Source organism: Limosilactobacillus mucosae, from assembly GCF_013423865.1.
Lineage (GTDB): Bacteria > Bacillota > Bacilli > Lactobacillales > Lactobacillaceae > Limosilactobacillus > Limosilactobacillus mucosae.
Genome location: NZ_CP058957.1, coordinates 13,887 through 39,346, shown reverse-complemented (window position 1 = coordinate 39,346; position 25,460 = coordinate 13,887). Strand labels below are relative to the sequence as shown.

Sequence of the window (25,460 nt, the reverse complement as noted above, 5' to 3'; positions counted from 1 at the left end):
AGTAAATCCTTTCGTACATATGTTCGATTTAAGTCTATTTTTAAACCCTAGCCGTAACAGCTAGGGCTATTTTTGTTTAAGTTGCTATTCCCAACCATTCGCTTTGGCAAGACTTTCTTGTATCTGCTGCGTGTCTGCAATGACATCTGGGTCGCCTGCAAAACTGCCAGTGTCGTTGCCAGTCTGATAAATAGTACCGCCTTGCGATGGTTGAGCGGTGTAAGTTTGATCGTTGCTGCTTGAACTTGAAGTCTGGGTAGTGCTGCTACCGCTATTGTTCTGAGTAACGGTTTTACTTTGCGAAACTGCGTTTGTTTGCGTTGTAGAAGATGAAGAAGAGTTAGACTGATTAAGTTTCTTTCTTTCCGCTTTGCTTAATTTCTTGCTAATTTTGTAAGTCTTGGTCCCAATCGTTTCAAAATTAGGATTTTCAAATTCCAAACGAACCGGTTTGTCGTTGTTGATAGTGAACGTCATAACCGCTTTAACGGTCTTTCCAGGAAGTAACTTGTTGTATAACCCGTCTTCATATTGTTGTAATGGATTGTTCCCATTTTCATCTAATGCTGCCATTCCCGGTGTGAGCTGCACGTCAGAAGTTTCGTTTTTCTGATAGGCACCAACTACCATATATACGTTTGACGGGTCCATTTCCTTTGTCGAGTTGTTAGTAACATCACAGTAAAGGACAAGAATCTTTTTTGCCTTGATCTGCTGAATCCATAACGTCCCACTTGGTAAATCGGTAAGTTTCATTACCAGCGTCAAAAACGTTGTTCTTGTAAGTCCAAGTCCGCTCAGATGCGTTAGGGTCAGGCTTAACCGATGATGATCTTGAAACGCTTGATGAACTGGAAGAACTTGAAGATTTAGCTTTGTCTGTATTCGTGCTGCAACCGGCTAAGGCAATCCCACATGCCATTATCAAGAAAGCAATACTTTTTCTCATATTATTTACCCCATTTGTAACCTTTGATCGTTTCTTTGACGACCGATTCATAGTCTGCCGATATATCGTTAAACTGCATAAAATCTATATAGTTGATGTTTTCCGGTTCGATTCCGGTATGTTTGATATAGTCGTCTATTAGCTCATAGACAACGCAACGGTTGATTTCGCTTTCCATTTTTAATCGAGCTGAAACGGTAGCGTTGTAAAGTGCTGTTTGGCCTGACTGTTTAGCGATATGTTCTAGTTCGTGGATTAGCGTAACTTTCTGTACTCGCGCTGGGTAGCGGTTAGAAATGAACACAAACTTTAGCTGCTTGTCTGCACTGATCGTTGCATAGCCAGGCTTTTCCATATCTATATAGTACACGTTGATATTCAGTTGTTTGACAATGTTGCGAACGTCCATAGCTAGTCCCGATTGTCTAAGTACGCCTTTATAATGCTTTCCATTAGCTTCCTATCATGTTCGGTCGGTTCTTTGCCGTCTGCTGACATGATAGTGTCCATTGCTTCATCAATGGTCATTTTTCTACTATTAATATTCTCTATATTAGTCCTGCCGAGAATGTAATCGGCTGAAACATCGAAGAAATCAGCTAGTTTATTAAGTGCGCTGCTAGAAGGTTCAGCTTTTCCAGTTTCCCATGCTGTAACGGTCGCTTGCGAAACATTAACGAACTTTGATAACTCGGTCTGCGACATTCTATGACGTTTTCTTAAATCTTTAATTCGTTGGGCGGTGGTCATTGTACAAGCTCCTTTCATACTACAATATAGTTATATTGTTATTATACTTGATATAAAGTTTTTTCGTTTATTTTAAAAAGTTTTATATTATCGTGTTGCATTTTATAAAGTTTTATTGTAGTATATAAACATACCAATTAAAGGAGTTGAAAACATGACTGATAGCATTAAGTTCTTACGTATTCGCAAAGGACTTACGCAAGTTGAATTAGCGAAAGAAGTAGGAGTTAGTTTCCCGACTGTTTCTTCTTGGGAAACAGGGAAGTCAATTCCTAGCCCGCGTCATTTGAAGAAACTGGCAACGGTTTTGGATTGTAGCGTGGAGCAAATTTTTTTGCTGTTAAATACCAAAAAACTTGATAAAAATAAACAGAAACAAGGCTAATTACAAAGTTTTATTTTAGGAGGAACAATATGGAAAACATCAATACAGAAAAAGTTCTGGAAAACGTTCCAGAAATCAAAGTAATTGGTGAAAAACATATCGCCGGTTTTGAATTTTTGGGAATCGAAGGCGGTTTTGGGGAAGGCAAAAAGTCAATGCTTGCCAGAGATATTGCAAACATTCACGAACGCCCGCTGTTTAAGATCAACCAATTAATCAACGACAACATTAAGCACTTTAAAACCGGCATCGATTTAATCGACTTAAAACAGATACTTTCAAAGTATATGTTTTCTGACTATGGGTTCACCAAAGCACAATGGGGCAACGCAAAGCACGTTTATCTGCTTTCTGAGCGAGGCTACGCAAAACTTTTAAAAGTGCTTGATGATGATAAAGCGTGGGACATTTACGACGAGTTGGTAGACAACTACTTCAATATGCGAGTAGCAATCAAGAAAAACAGCCCTTCATTGGTACAGCAACGACGATTGTCAATCATGGAAGACAACGCTGCTACTCGTAAAGCCAACATGATGTACAAAATCGCAATGGCTACCAGTTCAGAAACAGCCCGTCAATCGCTACTAGCTCATGCTGCTAAAGAGTTGACTGGTGAAATGACAGTGCCAGTCATGAAACACAAAGAGTACACGGCAACACAAATTGGGCAAAAGCTAGGCATCACTTCTAACAAAGTTGGTCGTATCGCTAACCAGTTGGGGTTGAAAGCTGAACAGCCTGGACAAAACGAATACGGTCGTTGGGCTAACAGCAAGTCGCGTAGCTCAGACAAAGAAGTGCCACAGTGGCTTTACTTTGACAAAGGTGTAAAAGCTATCGAATCAGCAATCAAATAAACACAAACGTTGATATATAAGGCTTCTAACGTTTCGTTATAAGCCTAATGCAAAACAAAACGGAGGACTAATCATGAACACGAAGATTATCAAGCGTCGAGAAGGCGAAACCCAAGAAGATTTTGAACTGCGAGTTGATGTGCTGCTTGCAGACGTTGATTTTCTATCAGTCAGCTTTCAAACAGACGAGAATGGCGAATCGAAAGAGGCCAAAGTTTTGTATTTCTAGGAGGTGTCAACGATGTACGAACCAGATAACTTGCGTGAAGCGCTCAAAACGCTGATTGAATACAACACCGCTACTTTAACTACAACCCGTGATGGTAACGGTAATGAACGTGAAGCACGAATTGAAGACCTACAAGACATGAATCTTGATGTTCTATATGCAGTATGTGATCTGCTTGGCATGGACGACTTAATTAAGGGGTAAGTGATCGAATGGAACTTGACGATTTTAATCGTGGGCTGGTCGCTTTAATCAAAAAGATTGTCCGCAAGGTGATTGGCGAGTTTGATTTGGTGCCACGTGAAAGTCTAAAAGGCAAAACATGGGACGTTGAAGAGTTCCGCAAACAATGCTTAGGCGGTAAAGGCCGGGCATGGGTCAAGCGTGAAATCTTTGATCGTTACCCAGAAACTCATATCGAGAACGGCGGGTTCGTTGTTGACCCGTTTCCAGGCACTGGGCATAAAACAATCATTTATGCCTACGATGCCAGCCTTTGGGTCAACGAGCATTACCGCGAGTTCAATTGGAGGAGTTAGCGAATGGGAATTGCAATTGCATTGTTGGGCTTGCTAGTAGTGATTTTATTTGTCGGTCTTGCTGATCTGACTAACAAGGTTGCTGCGCTTGAAAGGCAAGTGGGAATCAATCGAGGTGGTAAACATGGCAAGTATTAAAGCTGCGGTTTGGTCGTTGTTGAGTGGTGGTTTTGTCTACCTATACATGACTAACCACTTTATCAAGGCAAACTGGGTAGCACTGATCTGGATTGTGTTGTTTGCTTTGCAGACAACGATTAGCGCAACAAAAAAAAAGGCACTACCGATCGCAGGTAATGCCGATAAAAAAACAATTTACAAGGAGATTATATCATGCTGCAACTCAAATTTGACAGCTTAAAAGAAATGGCAAGCAAAAAAAGCGAGTCAACCTATAATGGGCGCTTTAATTTTCCAGTACTCACTTTGTACTGGTCAACCCACAGAATCGGTATCAACAAGCCATTTAACGAAAAAATCAAAAACGCCAAGTATGCAACGTTTGATGTTTTTAAGCAAGACAAGGTTATGGTCATGAGCTTTTTCAATCAGAAAGTTGACGGTGTGCACACGTTGTCGTTATCGACATCTTCACACGGGCTGAACAACAAGCAAATGCCTGTTAACAAAAAGTTGGACTACATCATGAAAAAGCAACACCACAACTACAAATTTAAAGCTGATATTTACAACAAAGATTTCCCTACCGTGATTGATTCTGGGGTAAAGCCAGTGGCTGTGGCGATTATCCACTTAGATAAAGACTTGGAGGTAGATTGATGCCAACAAAAACATATACACAAAAAGATTTAGTCAAAGCTTGGCAGTCTGGCTATGAAGAAGGCTACCAAGACGCACTGATCGACAACTATCTGGAAGACGAACCGGAAGATGAACCGAAGCACGACTAGGAGGAAACATGAACACGAGTGAGATTATCACGGCTATCGCAACCGTTGACCAGAAACGGGCCGACGGCGAAATCGATAAGCAGTCATACACGGACACTATCGATGCCTTGCAGCTTGAGCTGGCTGACAAGCTAGACGCCATTGCTTGGCTGATTAACGACACCGAAAAAGATTTAGCTATCTACAACCACGAGCTGGAAAAGCTGACAGAAATCAAAAAAGAACGGGACAAGGCAAAAGCCCGTATTGATCGCTTGCAAGAGTATATCGGTTATATCGTTGCTAACTCAGGAACAACGAAAGTTCGCACTGATAAGCACGTTTATAGCAAGCGTAAGTCGCAAACAGTCGAATTTAGCGATGAAAGCTTAATTCCGGCTGACTATTGGAAAGAAACGGTCAAAGTTGATCGAAAGCCCGTTAAGGCGGAAATCAAGAAGGCAATCAAAGACGGCAAGGAAGTTCCTGGTGCTTATCTAGCAACAAACTACAAGGGGGTCATTAAGTAAATGGCAGACGAAAAGAAGAAATCAGTCTTTGAAACGTTATCTGCGGTTGATGTTTCAAAGCACGTTGAAGTTATCAGTATGCGAAAAGGCCCGGCACTGAAGTATGTTTCGTGGGCTTGGGCTTGGAACATGGTTAAGAGTATTTATCCAAGCGCTAACCGTGTTATCGAGGAGTTTCCAGAGTACCGGTTCAACGAAAAAACAGGTGCATGGTATGCAACTGGTCAAATGCTAGATTATCGAATTACGCCGGAAGGCTGCGAAGTCAAGGTAACGGTAACGATCGAAGATGAAACATATTCTGAACGGCTGTACGTCATGGATATGCGAAACCAACCGGTCGCAAAGCCTAACATCGCACAGATCAACAAAACGCAACAACGTTGCTTGGTCAAGGCGCTAGCAATGGCAGGACTAGGGCTTAACTTATATGCCGGTGAAGACTTGCCGATGGCGGACATCAACGAAGCTGACAAAGAGCAAGCAGAGCAGCGCAAGGAACAAGTTAATCAGCAACGCAAAATGAACGCATTACAAGCCGAATATCGGCGCTTAATGATGGAGTTGATTAATCGGCTTAACGGTGATGCAAAACGCGCTGAAGAGCTCGTAAAGGGCACTCTCGGCGAAGGCAAACATAACGGGCAAGAATATGTAAATGCGGTAAAAGCATTATTAGAAAGCGAGGAACAGAAATAATGATCAATAACGTAACGCTCACGGGCCGTATCACGAAAGGCCTTGAAAAGCACCAAACGAACAAAGGCACGTCCGTTGTCAACTTCTCGTTAGCAGTTGACCGCCGGTTCAAGGATTCAAACGGCAATCGTGAAGCTGATTTCATCAGCATTCAAGCGTGGGGCATGACCGCTGACTTACTCTGTAAGTATTGCGGTAAAGGCTCATTGATCGGAATTGAAGGACGTATTCAAACCCGCAACTACGAAAACAATCAAGGCCAGCGAGTTTATGTAACCGAAGTTGTAGCTGAGAACGTAACCTTTCTTGATTCCAAGAAGAACAACGATCAAGGCCAACAAGGCGGTTATCAACAGTCTAACGGCTATCAGAACGATAGCTATCAACAAACGTTCGACAGCGCTTTGCCATTTGACAACAGCGCCGATGATGTTCCGTTCTAATGCTGCGAAGCGGTAAAGCCTACTGGGAGCAGGGCGGGTGGTGGATTGCACCGGACGAAACGCCTAACTTGTCGCATATCGAAACGATGTACGGCAAAACAAGCGGTGTACCGGTGCAATATGAAATCCCAGATAGGCGAAAAGCAAGACCACGTCAGAGAAGACTATTCTTTGCGCTGTTAAGCGATATTCACAGATGGTCAGGCGAACCGGCGGAGTGGTTGAAGGAATACTTTTACCTTCAATACACAATCAAGACGGCTGGCAAAGAGATTAGCTTGGCAAACGATACTGTTAGCACGGTATCAGACGCAACGGAACTGATAAACCTGGTGATCGATTTCATCTTTGATTATCAAGTCCCGATCAACGATGGTTATCCGTTGTTGCCAAGAGACGAAAGTTATTTCCAATTCAAGTGCATACAACACCGGCGTTGCTTGATCTGCGGTCGTGCTGCTGACATCAACCATATCGATGAGGTCGGCATGGGTCGCAATCGTAACAAGCTAGACCATACGCAAGCGAGATTATCAGCGCTTTGTAGGGTTCATCACGGCGAATTCCATCAAATCGGTTATAAAGCGTTCTGCAAGAAGTATCGCTTAACTAACTTAGGCGTGAAGGTAAACGCTGAAACGTTGAAACGAATCGGCATGAAGGGAGCTTATGACAATGACTAACAGACTTATGGACGACAGTCCCTTTGGCGGAGTTGCTATTTTGTGTTTACAAAGTGATCACACTTTAAGGGACAATATGGGGCTTATGTTTACGCAAGAAGAAATTGATGAAATTCGTTTCTTCCTTGACTATACGGAAATGAAAATTAATAAAAACGGTGTAGACGTTGATGCTTATAACAAGCAACGTATTAAGGAATTGAACGGTGGTCATTAATGGTACGGATTAAGAAGAAATACACCAAGGGTTTCACAACCATTAACAATGACATCTTAAATGATACGGAACTTAGCTTTAAAGCGAAAGGACTATTCTCGTATCTTTGGTCGTTGCCAGATGATTGGGTTTACTACGAAACGGAAGTAGCCAAGCATTCAACTGATGGCAGAGGCTCAGTAAGGAGTGGCCTTAAAGAGCTGGAAGAGAAAGGCTATCTAAAACGTGGACGTGAGCGAAACGAGAAGGGCCAACTGGTTAACGCTGATTGGCAATTAGCAGATACGCCTATGTTTAAAAAACGTACATTGGATAAGCGTACATTGGAAAAACGTACATTGGAAAATTGCACACTACTAAATACTAACCTTACAAATGAAACATTAACTAAAGAAGAACATACAAATAATAGTCGGGCAAAGCCCGACAGCATAGCTGGCGAAGTTAAAACAATCGTTGGCTATCTGAACGAAAAGACAAAGAGCACTTACCGAACAACAACTAGAGAAACCAAGCGCTTGATCAAAGCACGATTAAACGAAGGTTTCACAGTTGATGACTTTAAAACTGTTATCGACAAAAAAACTGCTGCTTGGTTCAACGATACAAAGATGAAGAACTATCTGCGACCAACAACACTGTTTGGCCCAAAGTTTGAAGAGTATCTGAACGAAAAGGTTAAGGGAGTTCCTGACCATAACGATCCTTACTACACCGAGAAGATTAATCCGATGACTGGTCAGCCAGACCCTAACGGATTGACGCGGTATCAGATGGACAACGAATACTGGTAGTTTACGGATTTCAAATCCGAAAACCTAATGGAGGTGAAAACATGTTAAGCGTAAAAGATAGCGCTAAAGAAGGCGTTAGGAGTCTAAAGAAAATTTTTGACAAAGAAGGCTGGAACCTTCCAGACGTTGATCTGACAGATAAGCAAGCAATGGCTGACTATCTTAAAAAGAAAGCTGAGCCGTTGCATGACGAATGGAGGAAAGAGAACGCACGGCACAACTTTAATCGGGTTTATCGCAAGAGCTTATGGACTGGCAATCAGCCGGTAAAGTTCACGTTTGACGATTGGAAAGTCGACAAACAGGCGGACAAGAAACAGGCTGCTGAAATTGGCAACCGTGCTTGGACGCTGGCAAAGATGATTGCCAACGGTCAGAACATGAACGTGTATCTGGCAGGGAATCCCGGCACTGGCAAGACAAGCCTAGCACTAGCGATGGTTGACAAGATTCGCAACGAAAGCGGAAAGACGGCACTGTTTGTTTCAACGGACGCGCTGGCCGAGCTATACAGCCGGCGATTCGATGATAAGACGGTTCAGAATCGCTTGTACGGTCTGATTGATCTAATGCAAGGCAACCGCCAACTGAAAATCGAACCGGTTGATGTTCTGGTGCTTGATGATTTCGGCACAGAAGGCGGTATGCGAACCGACACAAAAGTCAAGTTCGCGTTGATATGCAAAAGGGACTGTTCAGCGTTGCGGACGCACGGTTTGGCAAGTTTACAACGATCGTTACCACGAACAACAAGACAAGCGAACTACAAGAAATGTATAACGAAAAGCTATTAAGTCGCTTGATTACACGTAACCCAGAGCACCGCTTGACGTTTAACGGCATGGTAGATGTTCGAGCAAGCATGATTTAAAGGAGCGTTAACTATGAGCCCAGAATGGTTTGAAAAACAAAATGAAAGATATCGTTATGTCACGGAGTACAACCGTGACAATGCGATTGATTGGCTTGACAGCTACTACGAGTATGACCATGACGACAGAAGATTGGTGGAAGATGCTGCAGATGTGATTCAAGCGCTGCTTGATGAGGCTAATCGCAACAGCCAAGAACGTTTCAGCCGTGAACAACCGGTTTACATCGTTTTCGTTCCTCACACCCCAGATTGCTATTATTTGCGATATGAGTACGGACTAATGATTTCTAAAGATAAGCAGCTTGCAGGGCTTGCGTATAGCGATTTTATCGACGTCAAAAATATTGATCACCGAGAAAACCTAGTCGATTGCTTATTCACAATGGCAGAAATCAAATATTGGGGTTTGGAAGACTGCAATCGAGTTCAAATTGAATGGTAGGAGGGCTGAAAATGCTGAAAGTAACGAAAGACAAGATGATCTTAGACACTGAGCAATGCTGCGCTTGGTGTGAAGGTTCAGGCTACCTGGACACAATCGAACGCAAGTGCCCGTTCTGTGAAGGCGATGGCATGCTGCGTATTGACCCAGCAATCGTAAAAATCATGAAGAGTTCCGGGCATTGGGACAGCAACAACGATGTAGACGCAAGCTTAATGCATGATATGGGGGTATAAGAGCTTGAAAGTTTTAGCAAAGCTATTCTATTTACTAGCGATTAGCGCAATGTTGGCAACAGCGGTTGGTTTTTTCTGGGCACTATGGATTAACGCCATTGTAGGCGTAAAAGCAACGGTAACTGCTATTTTTAGCGCTTTGATTTTCGCCTGCATCGGTACGTCATTAGACCATTGATGATCAAACTGATTTTGCCGATTGAACCGGTAGCACAAGCAAGACCACGAGCAAGAAGGTTCGGCAAAGGCATTCGGCTGTATGACCCACCTAAAACTGCCACGTTTAAGCGCAAGCTGCACAAGCTGGCAACAGAGATGTATCACGATGCACCAGTCGAGGGTGAAATCTATCTCAAGGTAGCCTTTTATCGAAAGATTCAAAAGAGTATATCGAAAAAAGAACACGATAGACGGGCATCAGGAGCGCATAGACCGATTGTAAAAGCCGACTTGTCTAATTACCTTAAATCATTCGAAGATGCCTTAAACGGCGTTTTATGGAAAGATGACGCAATGATTGTTCACGAAGAAATCGACAAGTATTACTCGGACAAGCCAAGAATAGAGATTGAAATTTATGCAAAAGAAACTTATTGAAGTTAGGAGTATGACAAATGCTGACTAAAGAAAAGTTATCAAAATTGTTGAGGAAGCAATCGGGACGTTGCATTACACCTGTTCCGTTGCAAATTTGGATTCGCAAAACAGCTTTGCGATTTATCTGTATGACCAATTGAACGATGAACTAGCAGCGAATTTATTCATTCATGAAGGCAATAAACCGGGTTGGTTCAGAGTTGATTCCATTCCGGATCTAAAGAACAAAACTGATCGTGAAGTGCTGCGTTTGATCAACAGCCAGCTGTTCGATTATTTCAATGAACAGCTTGAGCAGAAATACTATATCAAGCTGCTTAATACTGATTACGGCTATCTAGCAAGGGTAGAAGGCACTGATTCGTGGAGCGTAACATCACTCAAGATTGCCAAGATGAGCAATCAGAAAGTGGCATTCACGGCTGATGAGATCCACGAAATGGCTAATGATGAAGTGTTCGCAAACTTGAGCGCAACGGACCTATTACGAGCTGCGGAAGAAGTCAAGGAGGATTAAACATGGCATCGAGCTACAAAGGGACTGAAAACAACGAACAGCCAAAGCGCTTGTTGTTGACGTTTGACACGAGTGAAGGACTTCAAAGGGTTCCCATCAAAGGTGTATTTCGCACCGAAACCGCGCTGATTGATCAAGCAATGCGCAAGGGTACGTTGTATCGCACTACTGGTGAACTGGGCGATATGATCGCTATCGTACCGAACAAAATCATTAGTTTGTGTGAAATTCATGACTTGGAACGAGTTAAGGAGCTGATTAAAGATGAAGATCAAGATTGATGATAGCTATTACATCACTAGCGATAGCTACAACCCTGCTATCTTGGTTAAGTTTGGCATTAACAAGGAAAATGGCGAAGTCGTTGAGCTGCGGCGTTGGTACTGTGGACGCAAACTAAGTGCTGCGTTTGACGAGTATATCAAGCAGACGGCAAACAACGACGATGAAATTAAGACCATGCAGGCATATGCCGCACTGGTTGATAGCACAGAAAAGCGTATCGCGAAGATGTTGAAGGAAGGGACTATCTAGATGACGAAACGGGCACGGGAACATGCGGGGCTTGTACTTGCGTTGAAAGCATTCAAGCGCTGCTATCGTGCCAACGGGCCAGGTGTTTCTGGTCCACGTTGGCGAGCATATCGGACGGAGCGAGAAAAGGAAATGAGGCGTTGGCAATGAAACTGTTTTTAAACGTAGCAATTGTAGTTAGCTTTTTCGGATTAGTTGCAGCCGCTATCTGGTTGGTCTGGGATCAGGAAGGATTTTCTAATGCTGAGAAGGCCGTTATATCAGCTTTATTCGTATTCGTAGCCTTAATGCTGCTCGCTTTAGGCCTGTGTTTGTATAAGTTGTAAAGGAGCTGTGGCAATGAAGAACAAACTAGCTGTTTTGATGGCTGAACGAGGATTGAAGATTACTGATCTGTATAAAGATACCGGCATTTCAAAAACAACTTTAATGCAAATTGCTAACAATACGGGAAAAGGCATTCAGTACGAAACACTTGAAAAGCTGTTAGATTATTTTGATATTTCGCCAAATGATTTTTTTGGATACAAAAGCAAAGCAACGATTACTAGCTTTGAAAATTTAGGCCAACTATTCATTGATCTGGGTAAAACTTTAATGAGTTAGCTAACAAAAGAAAGGGATAATCATGAACAGATTAAAAGTGCTGCGTAAAAAGCGTGGGTTGACGTTAAAGGAAATGTCGAAAGAGCTAAAAGAACGGGTAGGCCTTGATATTACGCCGGACGCGTTATCCAAATATGAACGCCAAGAACGAAAAATGAGAAATTATGAAGTAGTGGAAAAGATTGCATGCTTTTTCTGCGTTTCAATTGATTATTTATTAGGCAACGTAAGCAACATGTGTCGTGAAGAACTAGAAGAACCGGAAGAAGTCAAGCAGTTAACGGATTGGTACGATTTCAAGTATTGCCCATACTGTGGGCGGAAATTGTAAGAGAGGTTAAAACATGAGTACTAAACGAGCACGACAACACCAGTGGATTGTATTTAGGCGGAAAGCATCCCGACGTTTAAAGCGCCAACGTGGCATTTACCGCACGGAACCGCTCGGACTGTTGCAGTTTAAACCGGCTAGTTGGCAAGGTCATGAAACAATGCTGTACCGTCTGTCAGAAACCCATAACAACCGGTCGCAAAAGGCTCGCTGCATTAACATACGACGAGCACGAGCTGCTGAGTCAGCTTATGAATGGCGGAAACCCAAGCAGTATTCCGAAATTGCAGAGAATCTGTATAAAACCGGTCCAGTGTCAGTTGAGTTTAGCACAAACCCTGAGTTTGCAAGAAAACTGTGGGAGGCTTTAAAAGATGATTAACGATGTAGAACGAGCATTTCGTAATAACGAGCTGGTAACGCTGATTGACGGTTTTAGACTGTATCAAATCGTCGAGCTAAACAAGCTGAATAAAACCGTGCTGCTTGATGAAATGTACAACGACGAAGGAAACTATTACTCAAAGCATTTTCCAAAGATTCTCACTGGCTGGGAAAGCGTATATACGACTGGCAAGCATGTTATCGAAAGCGAGGGACATTATGAAGGTTGAGTTTTTCTGCGATTCCAACATCGCAATCTTACAAGACAAGATGAACGAATGGCTAACTAAGAACAAAGTAGCAGTAGTTGATATTAAGCTTGCACCAACCGCTTATGGCGTTCACGGCTCATACAACTACTACACGGCAATGGTGATCTACAATGCGTAATTGGAACGGGTTAGGCTTTGTCTTTGCTGCATGCTTAGTGTTCTGGGCATTAGTAGCAATAGCGGTTTTGAAAATGGTAGGTGGTTAAATGGTTGACATGAAAGAGTTCTGTTATCTCGAAAACTGGTATCGAACAACGTACCCCGATTTATATCTGGAGTATGATTTTCTGGACGATGATGGTTGCCCAGACGGCGAAACGGCAACAGCGAAGTATAAGAAGCTGCAAGCGATGATTAAGGAAATGCGGGCAAGCTATCACAAGCCAGGACAAAGCGTTGACAACTTTGCCATTGAAGCTGAAATTTACGAAAAGCAAAAGGAAGCGCTAGAACGAGGCGAAAACTGGCATTGGGTTATCGAGAACGTGCCGATTTCTAGAAGCAGCTACCTTTACCACGTTCGCAGGAACGGAGCATTGAAGGTTATGCACCAAAAGTTGCCGTCATTTAAAAGGCCTGGCGTGGAAATCACCATTAAAGATTTAAAGCTAGGTAAGGTCATGCACTATATCAGCATTCAAGCAGCAGAACGGGCGTTAGGCTTTAAAGCTCATGCGCTACACAACTATTTGAAACGCCGGCAAGAAAAGCCATATCTGGGTCGCTATGAAGTCGAAAGGGGTTAGGCATGTCAGTTAAACAAGCAGAATTATTTGACGAAATCGATGAGCAGGCAACCCGCCAAGCGGTGCGCGATTTCTTCTTCGATGATGGATTCAACAAGCGGACGTTTAGCCATATTCTACGCAAGGCGGGGTCAGGCGATATTAAAAGCCCGTCATTGTCTGCTGACGGCGGTTTCGGTGGTAGTAGTGGAAATCATAACGAAGATGCTTTTATCGCTCACACGGAGTACTCACGGGCATTAAAAGCGGTGTATGACGCAATCAACAATTGTTTGAGTGAAGAAAGCCGTGTTATTCTGAAAAACCGGTTCGTCAAGCGGGAACAAGTAGAAGACGTCAAAGAGCTGCTGCATATCAGTAGCAACAAGAGCTGGCATAAGTTGGAAAAGTTTGCATGCTATGAGTTTTCTGAAACAATAGAAACAGCGATTGCAAAGTACCAAGTTGAAGAGCTGTTCCCTACGTTTACAATCATGAAGAAAGCGACTGCTTAAAAAGTGGTATATAAGGTAGTACCAACTGGGGTACTAAAAGGGGATTAAACAAACCTTGAAAATGCGGTATATTGGTATTGTGCCAGAGATGGCATAGAACCTTTGTTCCGATGGTCTTTCAAATTTGTTGGAAATGAAATCCTTTCAAGACGATTGTTTAGATTAGTCATACTTTGATTTTCTAGGCTTGCATGCGCAAGAAAAAATATTCGCGATTGCAAAGCGACTTTATACCTACTAAGCAAGGAAACTTGCTTTTCATACCGTATAAGATGGCAAATGATTACTTCCGTAAACCTTAAACCTAATCGCTCCAATATTGATCATTTGCGAGGCGGTGCGATTCCGCCTTACGGTGTTACTACTCGAAAGACACGACGAGTAGTTGGAAGGTCCCAGGTGGGCTTGCTGCTAACTTTGATTCGAACGATCCACCGGCGTTGGCAGCATGCAAAAAGTGGTGCGAGTCCACTACCTATCCTTTGCCAGAGATGGCATAATTTGAAACGGGTTGCATAATCCTTTGCATATAATCCTTCCGGCATGGTGTTCTTTATCAACGCCGGCGGGTTTGGTATCCTTAGCTCAATGGGCGAGCCGCCTGCGGAAGATGCGGGTTCGATTCCTGCGGGATACGTTGCCTACGGGCAAAAATAAAACTATTTTTCGTTGAGTTACACAAAATAGTTTTAGTGTGTACGTTGACAGTGGTCGTTGGCGTGCTGCTTACGCATCAGTTTCAATTGACGGGTTTCGGCCCGTCTTTTTTATTTAGTCGGAGAGCGAACGAATGTTTATTACAAAGAAATACGGGCTAGTCAGTAGCCGGTCTGAGTATATCATGTTGGCTTATGCTGACCGGATATGCAGAGCACGACACAAGGCCGAGAATGAACGACACGAGCCCGTTAAGACAAAGAATGATAAAAAGGTTAGGTATAGCATTAAACCGCCGAGAATGAAGTTGTGAGGTGTGATTATGGAACAAATTCGAGAAGTGCCAATCGACAGTGTTAAACCATACGAAAACAACCCACGTGATAACGATGGAGCAGTTGAAGCGACGGCAAACAGTATTAAAGAGTTCGGATGGCAACAACCGATTGTAGTTGATAAAGATATGGTTGTTATTGCTGGCCATACAAGATTGAAGGCAGCTAAACAGTTAGGACTAAAACATGTGCCGATTGTGGTAGCCGATTTATCTGAGGAACAAGCTAAAGCATACCGTTTGGCAGACAATAAAACGGGTGAACTGGCAGACTGGATTTTTCTGATATGAATGCTGAATTGTCGGAAATCACCACTATTGACATGAGCACTTTAGGTTTTGATGAAACGGATATGTCCATCGCTGAATCATGGGACGACGATGGTTCACTTGACGATTATGTCGAACCGGAAAAAGAAACAGACGATACATTTGTCTGCCCAGAATGTGGTCATGAAGGGCCGAAGAAGGAATTCAAGAAATGAAAATCTTTTTATCAGCCCTTGAAGGTAGCGAAGTAGAGTATCTACTCGATCAGTTCATAGCAGAAGGCAAGCGAATTCCATTCGGACTTGTGTCGTACTATTACATTCAGAAAAGTAAGAAGGCATATAGTAATTTCAAAAAATGCCTACAAATTTGCGATTATGTATTAGTTGATAGTGGGGCGCACTCATTCCAAGAAGGGGCAAGAGTTCCTTGGAAAGAGTATACAGAAAGTTACGCAAAATTTATCAAAGAAAATGATCACCCTAAGATTCTCGGATTCTTTGAAATGGACGTTGACGCTGTTATAGGCTACGAGAAAGTTTTAGAGCTGAGAAAAATTCTTGAAAATGTTAGCGACAAAATTATTCCAGTGTGGCACAAAAACCGTGGCGTTTCAGAGTTTAAAAAGATGTGCCAAACCGCTAAAAGTGAAATCGTTGCAGTTACTGGATTCAGAAATGAAGATATTTCAGATAATCAGTATGCAGCATTCCTTAAATACGCCTGGAAGTGTGGTAAAAAAATCCATTGTCTAGGCATGACACGCAAGAAAGTTCTTGACAAGGTGCCGTTTGATTTAGTTGATAGCAGCAGTTGGAAGATGGCGGCTAGATACGGGCAAGTTAAACAATGGAGTAATCGCAAGCATTCGTTAGTTAATATTCCGAACACGAAAGGAAAATTTGCGACTAAACAGATATTCCGAGCTAATTTGATTGCTTACATTGAGCTGGTCAAATACTACAACGTTAAATGGCACAAGATAAACCATGATTTACATTTTAAATTCGGTGTTCGTGATATCCACCGGTTAATAAAACTACTGAAAGAGAGATTTAAAACATGGGTAATGGAAAACTTAAAGAAATCGCTAAAGGCGGAGTTTTAGCTGCGCTTTATGTGGCACTTACAATGCTAATTACTCCCTTGGCTTATGGCCCTTTTCAAATTCGCATTAGTGAAATGTTTAATCATATGATTGATTTTAACAAACGTTATATCTGGGCATTAACTTTAGGCTGCTTTATTAGCAATCTGCAAAGCCCATTAGGACCAATTGACATGATTGTAGGAACGCTTGGAACGCTTGTATCAGGACTTATGATTTACGCCATTAACAAGAACGTTCATTCAATTAAAATGAAATTGTTAGTTAGTACGTTGATACCGTCATTCATTGGCATGCTACCAGTTGCAGTGGAATTATATTATTTGCAACACGTTCCGTTCTGGGCAACGTATGCAAGCACGGTAGTTGGCGAACTTATTTCACTTTTAATTGGTGCTTTTCTTGTTTTAGCGTTGTCTAAGCGAATGGATTTGACTAAATAGAGGTGTGAAAATGGCAAGAGCGAGATATCCAGACTGGCTTACGCCGGAAAAATTATTGTTGATTCAAGGGTGGAAAAGAAATGGACTTACAGACGATCAAGTGGCTGGCAACATGGGCATTTCTCGGCGCACTCTCAATACATGGAAAACAGAGCATAAGCCCATTTTTCAAGCATTAAAAATAGGCCGTGAGCAGGCTAACTTCGCAGTTGAAAATCAGTTGTTTAATAAGGCTATTAAAGGCAATACAACCGCGATGATCTTTTGGTTAAAGAACAATTGGCGTGATAAGTACAACGACAGCGCTTTGTCGCCTGAAGAACGCGAAATGACGAAGGCGCGTAAAGAGAACGTTATCCAAGATACCCGTATCAAGAAACTTAAGGCGGACGTTATGGAACGCCTGGGAGCTGAGAGCAACGAACAGCTTGATATGTTAATGGACAAGTTAATCAAAGAGGCGGACAAAGAACATGACGCTGAAGAACATACTGACAAGCAAACAGATTGAGGTGCTGCAATCCTATCTGCATGACGATTGGAAGTATCTTATCTTGTCTGGAGCAGTTCGGAGTGGCAAAACGTATATCGATAACTACTTGTTCATTCTTGAATTGCGAAGAGTTGCAAAACTTGCTGCGTCCCTTCATGACCCGAAACCCCAATTTATCCTTGCGGGCTTTAGTTCTAACACTATCTATAACAACGTCATTAGTTCGTTAAGCTCACAGTTTGGCATTGATCTAACACCGGACAAGCACGGACACTATCATTTGTTTGGCGTTGATATAGTGCCAGCTTATACGGGTAGCATACGGGGCATGAGTGGCATTCGTGGTATGACTAGCTATGGAGCCTACATCAATGAATGTAGTTTAGCAGTGCATGAAGTGTTTCAAGAAATTCTTGACCGTTGCTCAGTAGAAGGCGCACGGGTTATCTGCGACACAAACCCCGACAACCCACAGCATTTCTTGAAAACTGATTATATCGATAATCACGATCCGGAAGCGCGTATTAAAACGTTCTCGTTTGTGCTAGATGATAACCCCACTTTGTCGCGCGATTACGTCGATGCTTTAAAGGCTGCTATGCCTAGTGGGGTCTTTTATGATCGGCGTATTTTAGGCCAGTGGGTCAGTGGGGACGGTATTGTTTATCGTGATTTTGATAAGCGAACCATGATGATAGACAAGCAAGACTTACCGGACGATTTAAGCTACTATTGCGGTGTTGACTGGGGTTTTGAGCACGCCGGTGTTATCACGGTCTTTGGTGATGATAGGCAAGGCAACGTTTATCTTATTGAAGAGCACACGAAACAGTTTAAATTTATTGATTATTGGAAAAGTATTGCGAAGGATATTCAAGCTAAGTACGGCCGGAATATCCTTTTTTGGTGTGATTCGGCACGACCAGACAACGTTAGCGAGTTTCAGCAAGCTGGTATTCAAGCCCGCAATGCTAACAAGGCGAAAATGGCGGGTATTGAAAAGGTTAGCGAGTACATGAAACAAGGCAAGTTCTTTGTCGTTAAAGAAGGCGTTAACCAGTTTCTAGATGAAGTCTATCAGTACGTCTGGGACGACAAGACCGGCGAGCCTGTCAAAGAGAACGACCACGTGATGGATTCCATGCGTTATGCAGTATTTAACCAGCACCGCGACAATCAAGCACGGACGATTCGTTCAAGATATTTCTGATTTTACGCACACGATATGCGTTTAATGGCTAACGAAAAAGAGGTGAGAGAATGGCAATTCAAAAAACGATTAGCGAAAACTGTTATGTAACCAAAGAAGGCGTATATCTGTTCGCCGGTGAAGAGCTGGACACGACTAGCTTAATGCAGTTCATTAACGAAAACCGTCAACGGTCTACGAAGTATAACCATTACTACGATCTGTATAGCGGTAATCATGACATTCTGCGTAAGCCACATGATCGATCTTTTAGACCTGACAACCGTATCATTAGCAACTGGGCTAACTATGTCGTTGATACGTATGTAGGCTATTTCATCGGCAAGCCACCTAAGATTGCGTTAGATGATGATAGCACCAATGAACGACTGCAAGACTGGTTGAACGTCAACTCGTTTCAAGACAAGCTAAGCGAAGTTGCCAAGCAAGTTGCTATCTATGGCCGGTCGTACATGATGGCCTATCAGAACGAGAACAGCGAAACTGAAATTGCGGTTGCTGCGCCCGACAGTAGCTTTATGATCTATGACACGACGATTAAACGGAATCCCGTTGCATTCGTGCGGTATTCAAGCTACAACAACCAGTTGAGTGGTGAAGCTTATACCGACAAAGAAATTACTTATTTCGGCAACGATGGCAAGACAATGGAACAGATCAACCACTTATTCGGTTATGTTCCTGCTGCTGAATTTTATGCCAACGATGAGCGCCTTCGCTGATTGGCAAGATTGATACGTTGGTTGAAGAGTACGATAGGGCAATCAGTCAGAAAGCTAACCAGGTCGCTTACTTTGATAATGCGTACCTTAAGATTCTGGGCATTCCTTTGCCAACGGATGAAGACGGCGAAACGGTTCTCAACTTGGAACAAGACCACGTGCTTTACTCGCCGAGCGCAGATGCTGCACAAGGTGAAGTCGATTTCATCACCAAACCTGATGGCGACAACATGCAAGAAAACCTGCTTAGTCGCTTGAAAGATGATATTTTTCAAACGGCAATGGTTGCCAACCTTAACGATGAAGCATTTAGCGGTAACGCAAGCGGGGTTGCGATTCGCTATAAGCTGTTATCAATGCAAAACCAGGCTGCGTTTGAAGACCGCAAGTTTGCCATTAGTCTGCGTCAACTGCTGGGCACTGCGTTAGGTCTGGGCAAGGCAATTGGCACGGTTAGCCGAGTTGACGTTATGAAAGACTTGCAAATCGTTCCAGCGCGTAACATTCCGCTTGACGTTGAGAACGAGGCACAAACTGCGTCTACGTTATCAGGTATCGTATCGAAGGAAACCCAGTTAAGCACGTTGTCAATCGTTGACGATCCGAAGAAGGAAATCGAACGTATGCGGGAAGAACAAGCCGAAGACGTGCGAAACAACTTGCAGGCGATGCCGTCCATGACTGATCAGCAAAAGCAAGACACCGAAAGCGATGATGTAAATGCCGAGTAGTTACTGGGAAGAGCGAGCCAAGCAAGAGAAAGCCTGGCAACTCAAACAGCTTGAAAATGATGCTGAGTTTGGTAAGTTACTTGAAACCTACTACAACCAAGCAATCGAAGACATTAACGACAGTATCGAAAAAGAGCTTAACCGAGTAGGGAAAGACCAAGTAACGCAAATGGACGTCAAAACGTACGAAACCAAAGCTAAATCAATCGTGGCTGAGGCGGAGAAAATGCGGGCTAATGGTCAAAAGGTAACGTATGCTGATTTTAGCGACCAGGTGAACCAGCGCTTGAAGGTCTACAACGCTACAATGCGAATCAACCGCCTTGAGCATTTAAAGTCCGAAGTTGGTCTTGATATGCTGCGAGCCAGTGTCAAAGTCGATTCTAGTCTGCGAGACAAATTAAGTGGCGATTATCAAAAAGAAGTCATTAGGCAAGCCGGTATCATGATGGACAGCGCGCAACGTTCACCTTGGACAGGAAAAGATGCTGCTAAAATCTTAATGGCGCAAACCAACGGGGCAACGTTTAGCCAACGTTTGTGGGCTGACCAAGACGCCCTTAAAGCCAAGCTAGACCAAGTTTTAAGTGTAGGCATGATACAGGGTCAAAACCCACGTAAAATGGCTACACGGCTACGTGAACAGGTCAAAACAGCGGTTGGCAATCAGAGATATGTAACCGAGCGATTAGCACGGACTGAGAGTGCGAGAATTCAAACGAACGTGCAGTTAGAATCGATTAAAAAGCACGGCTATAACTATGTTCAATGGATTGCCGAACCGAAAGCGTGCCCTGCTTGTCGAGCAATTGCAAGTCGTGATAGTGGGTACGGCGAAGGTGTCTACAAAGTCGCTAAAGTGCCAAAGATTCCAGATTCTACCCACCCAAATTGTCGTTGCAGCATATCTGAAACGTGGGTTGATGGCAGAGATGATAACCTTGTCGGTGGCAAACGTTCAAAGGCGCTTGAAAAGGCTATTGGCGCAAAGAAAGTTTAGCTGCGGCTAGGCCTTTTTTACTTTCCAAATTAAAAACAAAATCGAGAGAACTCATGCATAGCAAGGGTTATCTTTTTTCATGCTTAAATTTTGGCCTTTTTGACTTGCTTGCAGGCCTTAAAGAACAAGTTCGGACTATATAGCCGACCGGGCTTAAAACGAGGTGTATTTATGAGTTTTGATGAACAACAACATGGGTTGCCTATGAACTTGCAATTTTTCGCTGAACAGGGCGAAGGTTCGAACAGTGCACCAAATACCGAATCAGGACAGCCAAACGAAGGCGAAGAAGAGCAAGGCGAACAACAGCCCAAGACTTTTACTCAAGACGAAGTTAACAAGATTGTTAGTCAACGTTTGGAACGTCAAAAGGAACAGCTTAAGGCCAAGGAAGACGAGGCCAAGAAGTTTTCGCGTATGAATGCCGAACAAAAGGCTAACTACGAATTGGAGAAAGCAAACAAGCGGGCTGAAGAAGCTGCTGCAAAGCTGGCACGCTATGAAATGCGCGACAGTGCCAAGCAAATGTTGGCAGACGGCGGTTTTAACAACGCCGACAACGGTCTGCTTGATCTGGTTGTAACTGAAACCGCCGAAAGCACTCAAGCAAACGTGAACGTGCTGCTGAATGCGATTGAGGCGATTCGAGAAGATGAACGAAACAAACTTTTAGCGGGGAAGACGCCTAAGGTAGGCGGGAATGAAATCAAACCGGTATCAGCTCAAAAGCTTCTAAAGATGAGCACGGCTGAACGAGTAAAATTCCAACGCGAAAACCCCGCTGAGTACGCACGTATTTTAGGAGGTAACTAACTATGGCAGATAACATGACTATGATTGCGGACCTGGTAAATCCAGAAGTCAATGCACCGATTGTCCAATACACGATGAAACATGCAATGCGGTTTACCCCACTTGCACAAGTCGATTCTACTTTGGTAGGCAACGCAGGCGACACGCTGAAGTTCCCTAAGTTCACCTACATTGGCGACGCTAAAAACATCGCCGAAGGTCAGCCAATCCCACTGGACAAGCTGGGCACTAAGACGGCTAGCGTTAAGGTACAAAAGGCTGCTAAGGGTACGCGAATCACTGATGAAGCTGTTTTGTCTGGCTATGGCGATGTAATGGGTGAAACTAACCGTCAACTTGGTATGAGCATTGCTGATTTTGTTGATACCCAACTGCTGACTGCTGCTAAGGGTGGCACGCAAAAGGTTACGATTACGCCAACGGTTGAAGGCTTGCAGACGGCCCTTGATATGTTCAACGATGAAGACGATTCTACGGTTGTAGCTGTTATGAGTCCAAAGACAGCATCTAAGCTGCGCATGGACGCAATCAACAAGAAGGCAGGTAGTGAGGCCGGTGCAAACCAAGTGATCAACGGCACTTACTACGATGTTCTGGGCGCTCAAATCGTACGGAGCAAGAAGATGGCTGATACGGATATGATTCTGATCAAGGCTAATGCAACGTCGCCAGCACTTAAGTTGGTTATGAAGCGCAATGTCGCTGTTGAAACTCAACGTGATATCGTTACTAAGTCAACGATTATGACGGCCGATGAACATTTTGCTGCTTATCTATATGACGACACGAAGGTAGTTGTCGCAACGGTTCAAGATGCAACTGGCGTTGGCAAGTAAAGGGTGATCTATCATGGCAAGTCTTGACGATCTGAAAACAATGCTAGGGCTTGCGACTGATGACACAAGCCAAGATTCTGTTTTGGCGCTGATTCTTAAAAACACTGACTTACAACTGCGGTTTAAGTTAGCCTTAGACACTGGCAAGGAAGTGCCTGATGAATTATCCTACATTCCGATTGAAGTTGCTGTACGGCGCTATAATCGCCTAAAAAACGAAGGTATGACGTCATACAGTCAAGAAGGCGAAAGCATTACGTTTAACAGTAACGATTTTGATGATTTTCAGGCTGATATCGACGACTGGCGCAAACGTCATAGTCATGGCATACTAACTACGGTTGACCCGTTCTATCGAAAGCGGGGCGATTAAATGCGTTTTGACCACATTATTAAGTTCTATGATAAGTCGGAACGGCACTATGACCCGAAAATGCACGGCTATGTAGGCGGTGAAAAGCTAGTTTCAACCCTGCATGGCAATATAACTGACGTTGGCACGGTTAAGTCGGTGCAATTGTTCGGCGACTATAAACAGAACAGTCTAGTGATACGGCTTTATGCTGCACCGCCTAAGTGGTCCTATCTGACCATTGACGATGGAACACAGAAGTATGTATTGCAGACAATGCGAAAACCGTTAAAATTGTTTACTTTGATTGTAGGTGAAAGCAATGGCTAAAGTAACGTTCCAACTTAAGGGCGCTAGAGAGTTGCAACAAGCAATTGCCAAGCGACCCATGATGATGGCGACACAAACGAAAACGATTGTAGCCAAACATGGTGCACTTCTTAAGACAAAAACGGTACAAAACATGGCTGCTGCGTATACAGCAGGCTATTCAACCGGTGAAGCTGGTATTAGGGGGACAGTTGACACTGTATTCTCGAATGCTGGTATGACTGCGACGGTTGCGCCGCATAAAGAGTATTTTCCTTACTTGGAATTTGGCACTCGGTTCATGTCGGCACGGCCTACACTTAATCCGGCATTTGCATATCAAAGCGTTCAGTTTGTTAACGATTTAAAGAAAATGATGAAGTAAGGAGGCGATGGCATGATACCTGAACAGGAACTATTCGACACGGTATTTTCCAAAGCACAAGAGCTAGGCTATACCGTGTATGATCATTTGCCGTTGGAGAGCGAGAATGCGCCATACCCGTTTGTTAACGTTGGCGATGTAAATTCCACCATTAGTCCGTATAAGGACGCCTACGGGGCTAGAATCGATATCACGCTTAACGTGTGGGACACTGGAGAGAATCGCTACAACGTGGCAAAGATGATGAACGCCTTGTCTGCAATTGGACAGGGCGTTTTACTTTCAGAAAATTTCCGGTTCGTTGGTCGGCCGTCGCTTAACAGCAATCAAATAATCACTGATACAAGCGTGCAGGATACCGTGTTAATACATGGCATTGTGTCGCTTGTTTTTCAATTGAGTTAGGAGTGAGAGAATGGCAAATACTGATTTAGAGCAAATCCAAGGCGTTAACGTCGTTGTCTATGCCCGCAAATTGTCAGAGGCTGCTAAAGTAGCCGGTCAGCTTATCCCGTATCAAACGAGCTTGAGCATTGACCCACAGCGTGATTCTGACAAAAAGAAAACTAAGTCTGGCACGGTAACTACGACGTCGAGCTTGGAAACTGATTTCAAATTTGAGTTCGTGAACAACTGGTCCAAGATTGCCGACCAGCTGCTTGATTCCATTTTTGACAACGAAGAAATGGAATTTTGGGCAGTTAACCGGCAACGTAAGAATTCGGACGGTCAATACTATGCCCTGTATCTGCGCGGTAAGGTTACCGAAGACAGCAACGACAACGACCCGGACGATGTTTCTAGCCGTGAAACGACTATCACGGTTGACTATGGCCCAGTTCGTGGTTGGGTAACGCTGAGCGAAGAGCAAGAAGCCGAATTGGCTTACATTTTCCGCGGTGTTGGCGCAATTGAAGGTTCGCCAAAGAACGATGGCACTGACGGCGCCGGTAAGGCTTGGAGCAAAGACACTGACGCCGGACAAGGCGTTGGCAACAACTAGGAGGGCTTTTAATGCAAATTAAAGTTAACGGCAAGGACGTCAACCTTAATTTTGGCGTTCGTTTCATTCGTGAACTTGACCAAAAAGCCGGTTTAACGCTGACTGTACAAGGCATTAAGCAGAATTTCGGCATGGCGCTGACTAAGGTTATCCCTGCGCTGCAAAGCTATGATGTCGCTGTTTTGGCCGACTTGCTTTACTGCGCTGCATGGGACAATCAAAAGCGACCATCTTTGAGTGATATTGACGCTTACCTTGACGACACGAACACTGACATTGACAAGCTGTTTGATGATGTTCAACGTGAACTCAAGTCAAGTAATGCTGCACGCACTGCAACAAAAAATCTGAAAGCCTAGATAGTCAAGAGAACGACCAGACAAGCGAAGAAACATATCGCATGATCTTGGTCAACTGCCTGGCATATCTAGGCTTTAATGATCTAAAACAGGCAGAGCGTATCACGTTGGCTGAGTATCAACTACGGCTTGAAGCGTACGAACTGCGAGCGATTCGCAAGCGTGAAGACCAGGCATATCAAGCGTGGTACAACTATGCCGTTCAGGCAACCACTGGCGGTAAAAATCCAAAATGGAAATACGCGTCTGTTCAAAAGTTCCTTAAAGATGTCGGTATAACCAAGTCATTATCGGCGATTAACGCCCAGTATGGACGTTCTAACGACAATAACAAGGAAAACACCACGAAACTGTTTCAACAGCGCTACAAGGAATTCAGAGAGCTTAAAAAGCGCGGTCTGATTGATATGCAAGCATGGAAAGGTGGCGGTTAG

General features: G+C 43.6%; 52 protein-coding genes and 1 tRNA gene. 50 read left to right on the top strand and 3 right to left on the bottom strand.

The window, feature by feature from the left end:
* Window positions 1–84: 84 nt before the first annotated feature.
* The 3 genes from H0G69_RS10885 to H0G69_RS10875 form a co-directional block, all read right to left on the bottom strand.
* Window positions 85–768 (bottom strand): DUF5067 domain-containing protein, encoded by a 684-nt coding sequence (locus tag H0G69_RS10885; protein WP_240164402.1) that lies wholly within the window; start codon window positions 766–768, stop codon window positions 85–87.
* 182 nt (window positions 769–950) lie between these two features.
* Window positions 951–1,358, bottom strand: a complete 408-nt coding sequence (locus H0G69_RS10880) for an ImmA/IrrE family metallo-endopeptidase (RefSeq protein ID WP_180305477.1) — start codon at window positions 1,356–1,358, stop codon at window positions 951–953.
* Between the two features lie 2 nt (window positions 1,359–1,360).
* Complete coding sequence (locus tag H0G69_RS10875) at window positions 1,361–1,699, bottom strand: helix-turn-helix domain-containing protein (RefSeq protein ID WP_180304426.1); 339 nt, start codon at window positions 1,697–1,699, stop codon at window positions 1,361–1,363.
* Between the two features lie 154 nt (window positions 1,700–1,853).
* Between H0G69_RS10875 and H0G69_RS10870 the strand changes: the two genes are divergently transcribed.
* From H0G69_RS10870 to H0G69_RS10645, 50 genes are all read left to right on the top strand, one after another.
* Entirely contained in the window at window positions 1,854–2,084 is a 231-nt protein-coding gene (locus H0G69_RS10870; protein ID WP_180304425.1) for a helix-turn-helix transcriptional regulator, read from the top strand.
* A gap of 29 nt (window positions 2,085–2,113) precedes the next feature.
* Window positions 2,114–2,944, top strand: coding sequence for an ORF6N domain-containing protein (locus H0G69_RS10865; protein WP_180304424.1), 831 nt, complete (start codon window positions 2,114–2,116; stop codon window positions 2,942–2,944).
* Between the two features lie 73 nt (window positions 2,945–3,017).
* The gene (locus H0G69_RS10860; RefSeq protein ID WP_180304423.1) at window positions 3,018–3,173 is read left to right on the top strand and encodes a hypothetical protein; all 156 of its coding nucleotides are present in this window, start codon (window positions 3,018–3,020) and stop codon (window positions 3,171–3,173) included.
* 12 nt (window positions 3,174–3,185) lie between these two features.
* Window positions 3,186–3,377: a hypothetical protein gene (locus H0G69_RS10855; protein WP_180304422.1), complete on the top strand. Its 192-nt coding sequence runs from the start codon at window positions 3,186–3,188 to the stop codon at window positions 3,375–3,377.
* 8 nt (window positions 3,378–3,385) lie between these two features.
* Window positions 3,386–3,712 carry a DUF771 domain-containing protein gene (locus H0G69_RS10850; RefSeq protein WP_180304421.1) on the top strand — a complete coding sequence of 109 codons (327 nt, stop codon included), beginning with the start codon at window positions 3,386–3,388 and terminating at the stop codon, window positions 3,710–3,712.
* 3 nt (window positions 3,713–3,715) lie between these two features.
* Window positions 3,716–3,850 carry a hypothetical protein gene (locus H0G69_RS11115; RefSeq protein ID WP_275691261.1) on the top strand — a complete coding sequence of 45 codons (135 nt, stop codon included), beginning with the start codon at window positions 3,716–3,718 and terminating at the stop codon, window positions 3,848–3,850.
* Entirely contained in the window at window positions 3,837–4,073 is a 237-nt protein-coding gene (locus H0G69_RS10845) for a hypothetical protein (protein ID WP_180305476.1), read from the top strand. The genes H0G69_RS11115 and H0G69_RS10845 overlap by 14 nt, the downstream gene beginning before the upstream one ends.
* Window positions 4,046–4,492, top strand: a complete 447-nt coding sequence (locus tag H0G69_RS10840) for a hypothetical protein (protein WP_180304419.1) — start codon at window positions 4,046–4,048, stop codon at window positions 4,490–4,492. The genes H0G69_RS10845 and H0G69_RS10840 overlap by 28 nt, the downstream gene beginning before the upstream one ends.
* Window positions 4,492–4,623, top strand: a complete 132-nt coding sequence (locus tag H0G69_RS11110; RefSeq protein ID WP_275691275.1) for a hypothetical protein — start codon at window positions 4,492–4,494, stop codon at window positions 4,621–4,623. The genes H0G69_RS10840 and H0G69_RS11110 overlap by 1 nt, the downstream gene beginning before the upstream one ends.
* 8 nt (window positions 4,624–4,631) lie before the next feature.
* Window positions 4,632–5,132, top strand: a complete 501-nt coding sequence (locus tag H0G69_RS10835) for a siphovirus Gp157 family protein (protein ID WP_180304418.1) — start codon at window positions 4,632–4,634, stop codon at window positions 5,130–5,132.
* Window positions 5,133–5,831 carry a Sak single strand annealing protein gene (locus tag H0G69_RS10830; protein ID WP_180304417.1) on the top strand — a complete coding sequence of 233 codons (699 nt, stop codon included), beginning with the start codon at window positions 5,133–5,135 and terminating at the stop codon, window positions 5,829–5,831.
* On the top strand, window positions 5,831–6,274 hold the full coding sequence (gene ssb, locus H0G69_RS10825) for a single-stranded DNA-binding protein (protein WP_180304416.1): 444 nt from the start codon (window positions 5,831–5,833) through the stop codon (window positions 6,272–6,274). The genes H0G69_RS10830 and ssb overlap by 1 nt, the downstream gene beginning before the upstream one ends.
* Entirely contained in the window at window positions 6,274–6,957 is a 684-nt protein-coding gene (locus tag H0G69_RS10820; RefSeq protein ID WP_240164323.1) for a putative HNHc nuclease, read from the top strand. Before ssb ends, H0G69_RS10820 begins: the two co-directional genes overlap by 1 nt.
* Window positions 6,950–7,174: a hypothetical protein gene (locus H0G69_RS10815; RefSeq protein WP_180304415.1), complete on the top strand. Its 225-nt coding sequence runs from the start codon at window positions 6,950–6,952 to the stop codon at window positions 7,172–7,174. The genes H0G69_RS10820 and H0G69_RS10815 overlap by 8 nt, the downstream gene beginning before the upstream one ends.
* On the top strand, window positions 7,174–7,968 hold the full coding sequence (locus H0G69_RS10810; RefSeq protein WP_180304414.1) for a conserved phage C-terminal domain-containing protein: 795 nt from the start codon (window positions 7,174–7,176) through the stop codon (window positions 7,966–7,968). The genes H0G69_RS10815 and H0G69_RS10810 overlap by 1 nt, the downstream gene beginning before the upstream one ends.
* A gap of 41 nt (window positions 7,969–8,009) precedes the next feature.
* Window positions 8,010–8,762 (top strand): ATP-binding protein, encoded by a 753-nt coding sequence (locus tag H0G69_RS10805; protein WP_180305475.1) that lies wholly within the window; start codon window positions 8,010–8,012, stop codon window positions 8,760–8,762.
* A gap of 90 nt (window positions 8,763–8,852) precedes the next feature.
* Window positions 8,853–9,284 (top strand): hypothetical protein, encoded by a 432-nt coding sequence (locus H0G69_RS10800; protein WP_180304412.1) that lies wholly within the window; start codon window positions 8,853–8,855, stop codon window positions 9,282–9,284.
* Window positions 9,285–9,295: 11 nt separating this feature from the next.
* Window positions 9,296–9,520, top strand: coding sequence for a hypothetical protein (locus tag H0G69_RS10795; protein ID WP_180304411.1), 225 nt, complete (start codon window positions 9,296–9,298; stop codon window positions 9,518–9,520).
* Window positions 9,521–9,524: 4 nt separating this feature from the next.
* Window positions 9,525–9,698 (top strand): hypothetical protein, encoded by a 174-nt coding sequence (locus H0G69_RS10790; protein WP_180304410.1) that lies wholly within the window; start codon window positions 9,525–9,527, stop codon window positions 9,696–9,698.
* The gene (locus H0G69_RS10785) at window positions 9,698–10,117 is read left to right on the top strand and encodes a RusA family crossover junction endodeoxyribonuclease (protein ID WP_240164322.1); all 420 of its coding nucleotides are present in this window, start codon (window positions 9,698–9,700) and stop codon (window positions 10,115–10,117) included. Before H0G69_RS10790 ends, H0G69_RS10785 begins: the two co-directional genes overlap by 1 nt.
* A gap of 136 nt (window positions 10,118–10,253) precedes the next feature.
* Window positions 10,254–10,634, top strand: a complete 381-nt coding sequence (locus H0G69_RS10780) for a hypothetical protein (RefSeq protein WP_180305474.1) — start codon at window positions 10,254–10,256, stop codon at window positions 10,632–10,634.
* Window positions 10,635–10,636: 2 nt separating this feature from the next.
* Window positions 10,637–10,915 (top strand): hypothetical protein, encoded by a 279-nt coding sequence (locus tag H0G69_RS10775; protein ID WP_180304408.1) that lies wholly within the window; start codon window positions 10,637–10,639, stop codon window positions 10,913–10,915.
* Window positions 10,899–11,168, top strand: coding sequence for a hypothetical protein (locus H0G69_RS10770; RefSeq protein ID WP_180304407.1), 270 nt, complete (start codon window positions 10,899–10,901; stop codon window positions 11,166–11,168). Before H0G69_RS10775 ends, H0G69_RS10770 begins: the two co-directional genes overlap by 17 nt.
* 146 nt (window positions 11,169–11,314) lie before the next feature.
* On the top strand, window positions 11,315–11,494 hold the full coding sequence (locus H0G69_RS10765; protein ID WP_180304406.1) for a hypothetical protein: 180 nt from the start codon (window positions 11,315–11,317) through the stop codon (window positions 11,492–11,494).
* Window positions 11,495–11,507: 13 nt separating this feature from the next.
* Window positions 11,508–11,774 carry a helix-turn-helix domain-containing protein gene (locus H0G69_RS10760; protein ID WP_180305473.1) on the top strand — a complete coding sequence of 89 codons (267 nt, stop codon included), beginning with the start codon at window positions 11,508–11,510 and terminating at the stop codon, window positions 11,772–11,774.
* 22 nt (window positions 11,775–11,796) lie between these two features.
* The gene (locus H0G69_RS10755) at window positions 11,797–12,105 is read left to right on the top strand and encodes a helix-turn-helix domain-containing protein (RefSeq protein WP_180304404.1); all 309 of its coding nucleotides are present in this window, start codon (window positions 11,797–11,799) and stop codon (window positions 12,103–12,105) included.
* Window positions 12,106–12,118: 13 nt separating this feature from the next.
* Complete coding sequence (locus H0G69_RS10750; protein WP_180304403.1) at window positions 12,119–12,487, top strand: hypothetical protein; 369 nt, start codon at window positions 12,119–12,121, stop codon at window positions 12,485–12,487.
* Window positions 12,480–12,719 carry a hypothetical protein gene (locus H0G69_RS10745; protein WP_180304402.1) on the top strand — a complete coding sequence of 80 codons (240 nt, stop codon included), beginning with the start codon at window positions 12,480–12,482 and terminating at the stop codon, window positions 12,717–12,719. Before H0G69_RS10750 ends, H0G69_RS10745 begins: the two co-directional genes overlap by 8 nt.
* Window positions 12,709–12,879, top strand: a complete 171-nt coding sequence (locus tag H0G69_RS10740; RefSeq protein WP_180304401.1) for a hypothetical protein — start codon at window positions 12,709–12,711, stop codon at window positions 12,877–12,879. Before H0G69_RS10745 ends, H0G69_RS10740 begins: the two co-directional genes overlap by 11 nt.
* An 88-nt stretch (window positions 12,880–12,967) precedes the next feature.
* A complete protein-coding gene (locus H0G69_RS10735; protein ID WP_180304400.1) occupies window positions 12,968–13,507 on the top strand; it encodes a hypothetical protein in 540 nt (179 codons plus the stop codon).
* Between the two features lie 2 nt (window positions 13,508–13,509).
* Window positions 13,510–14,001, top strand: a complete 492-nt coding sequence (locus H0G69_RS10730) for an ArpU family phage packaging/lysis transcriptional regulator (protein WP_180304399.1) — start codon at window positions 13,510–13,512, stop codon at window positions 13,999–14,001.
* Window positions 14,002–14,575: 574 nt separating this feature from the next.
* Window positions 14,576–14,638: transfer RNA gene (locus H0G69_RS10725), tRNA-OTHER, on the top strand.
* A gap of 342 nt (window positions 14,639–14,980) precedes the next feature.
* Entirely contained in the window at window positions 14,981–15,283 is a 303-nt protein-coding gene (locus H0G69_RS11025; RefSeq protein WP_240164401.1) for a ParB N-terminal domain-containing protein, read from the top strand.
* Window positions 15,280–15,477 (top strand): hypothetical protein, encoded by a 198-nt coding sequence (locus H0G69_RS11020; protein ID WP_240164400.1) that lies wholly within the window; start codon window positions 15,280–15,282, stop codon window positions 15,475–15,477. Before H0G69_RS11025 ends, H0G69_RS11020 begins: the two co-directional genes overlap by 4 nt.
* Complete coding sequence (locus tag H0G69_RS10715; protein WP_180304397.1) at window positions 15,474–16,370, top strand: hypothetical protein; 897 nt, start codon at window positions 15,474–15,476, stop codon at window positions 16,368–16,370. The genes H0G69_RS11020 and H0G69_RS10715 overlap by 4 nt, the downstream gene beginning before the upstream one ends.
* On the top strand, window positions 16,325–16,813 hold the full coding sequence (locus H0G69_RS10710) for a QueT transporter family protein (RefSeq protein ID WP_180304396.1): 489 nt from the start codon (window positions 16,325–16,327) through the stop codon (window positions 16,811–16,813). Before H0G69_RS10715 ends, H0G69_RS10710 begins: the two co-directional genes overlap by 46 nt.
* A gap of 10 nt (window positions 16,814–16,823) precedes the next feature.
* Entirely contained in the window at window positions 16,824–17,324 is a 501-nt protein-coding gene (locus H0G69_RS10705; RefSeq protein WP_180305472.1) for a small terminase subunit, read from the top strand.
* Window positions 17,287–18,516 carry a PBSX family phage terminase large subunit gene (locus tag H0G69_RS10700; protein WP_180304395.1) on the top strand — a complete coding sequence of 410 codons (1,230 nt, stop codon included), beginning with the start codon at window positions 17,287–17,289 and terminating at the stop codon, window positions 18,514–18,516. Before H0G69_RS10705 ends, H0G69_RS10700 begins: the two co-directional genes overlap by 38 nt.
* Window positions 18,517–18,566: 50 nt before the next feature.
* On the top strand, window positions 18,567–19,238 hold the full coding sequence (locus H0G69_RS11105; RefSeq protein WP_275691274.1) for a phage portal protein: 672 nt from the start codon (window positions 18,567–18,569) through the stop codon (window positions 19,236–19,238).
* A 17-nt stretch (window positions 19,239–19,255) separates the two neighbouring features.
* Complete coding sequence (locus tag H0G69_RS11100; protein WP_275691276.1) at window positions 19,256–19,969, top strand: phage portal protein; 714 nt, start codon at window positions 19,256–19,258, stop codon at window positions 19,967–19,969.
* Entirely contained in the window at window positions 19,959–20,969 is a 1,011-nt protein-coding gene (locus tag H0G69_RS10690) for a minor capsid protein (protein ID WP_240164405.1), read from the top strand. The genes H0G69_RS11100 and H0G69_RS10690 overlap by 11 nt, the downstream gene beginning before the upstream one ends.
* A gap of 171 nt (window positions 20,970–21,140) precedes the next feature.
* Window positions 21,141–21,782: a DUF4355 domain-containing protein gene (locus H0G69_RS10685; protein ID WP_180304393.1), complete on the top strand. Its 642-nt coding sequence runs from the start codon at window positions 21,141–21,143 to the stop codon at window positions 21,780–21,782.
* Window positions 21,783–21,784: 2 nt separating this feature from the next.
* Window positions 21,785–22,618, top strand: a complete 834-nt coding sequence (locus H0G69_RS10680; RefSeq protein WP_180304392.1) for a N4-gp56 family major capsid protein — start codon at window positions 21,785–21,787, stop codon at window positions 22,616–22,618.
* Window positions 22,619–22,631: 13 nt separating this feature from the next.
* Window positions 22,632–22,991 (top strand): phage head-tail connector protein, encoded by a 360-nt coding sequence (locus H0G69_RS10675; protein ID WP_180304391.1) that lies wholly within the window; start codon window positions 22,632–22,634, stop codon window positions 22,989–22,991.
* Window positions 22,992–23,300, top strand: a complete 309-nt coding sequence (locus H0G69_RS10670) for a hypothetical protein (RefSeq protein ID WP_180304390.1) — start codon at window positions 22,992–22,994, stop codon at window positions 23,298–23,300.
* On the top strand, window positions 23,293–23,664 hold the full coding sequence (locus H0G69_RS10665; RefSeq protein WP_240164319.1) for an HK97-gp10 family putative phage morphogenesis protein: 372 nt from the start codon (window positions 23,293–23,295) through the stop codon (window positions 23,662–23,664). The genes H0G69_RS10670 and H0G69_RS10665 overlap by 8 nt, the downstream gene beginning before the upstream one ends.
* A 12-nt stretch (window positions 23,665–23,676) precedes the next feature.
* Entirely contained in the window at window positions 23,677–24,069 is a 393-nt protein-coding gene (locus H0G69_RS10660; protein WP_180304389.1) for a gp17 family tail completion protein, read from the top strand.
* 10 nt (window positions 24,070–24,079) lie between these two features.
* Complete coding sequence (locus tag H0G69_RS10655) at window positions 24,080–24,667, top strand: phage tail protein (protein WP_180304388.1); 588 nt, start codon at window positions 24,080–24,082, stop codon at window positions 24,665–24,667.
* Between the two features lie 11 nt (window positions 24,668–24,678).
* Complete coding sequence (locus H0G69_RS10650) at window positions 24,679–25,026, top strand: tail assembly chaperone (RefSeq protein WP_180305484.1); 348 nt, start codon at window positions 24,679–24,681, stop codon at window positions 25,024–25,026.
* 41 nt (window positions 25,027–25,067) lie between these two features.
* Entirely contained in the window at window positions 25,068–25,460 is a 393-nt protein-coding gene (locus tag H0G69_RS10645) for a hypothetical protein (RefSeq protein WP_180304387.1), read from the top strand.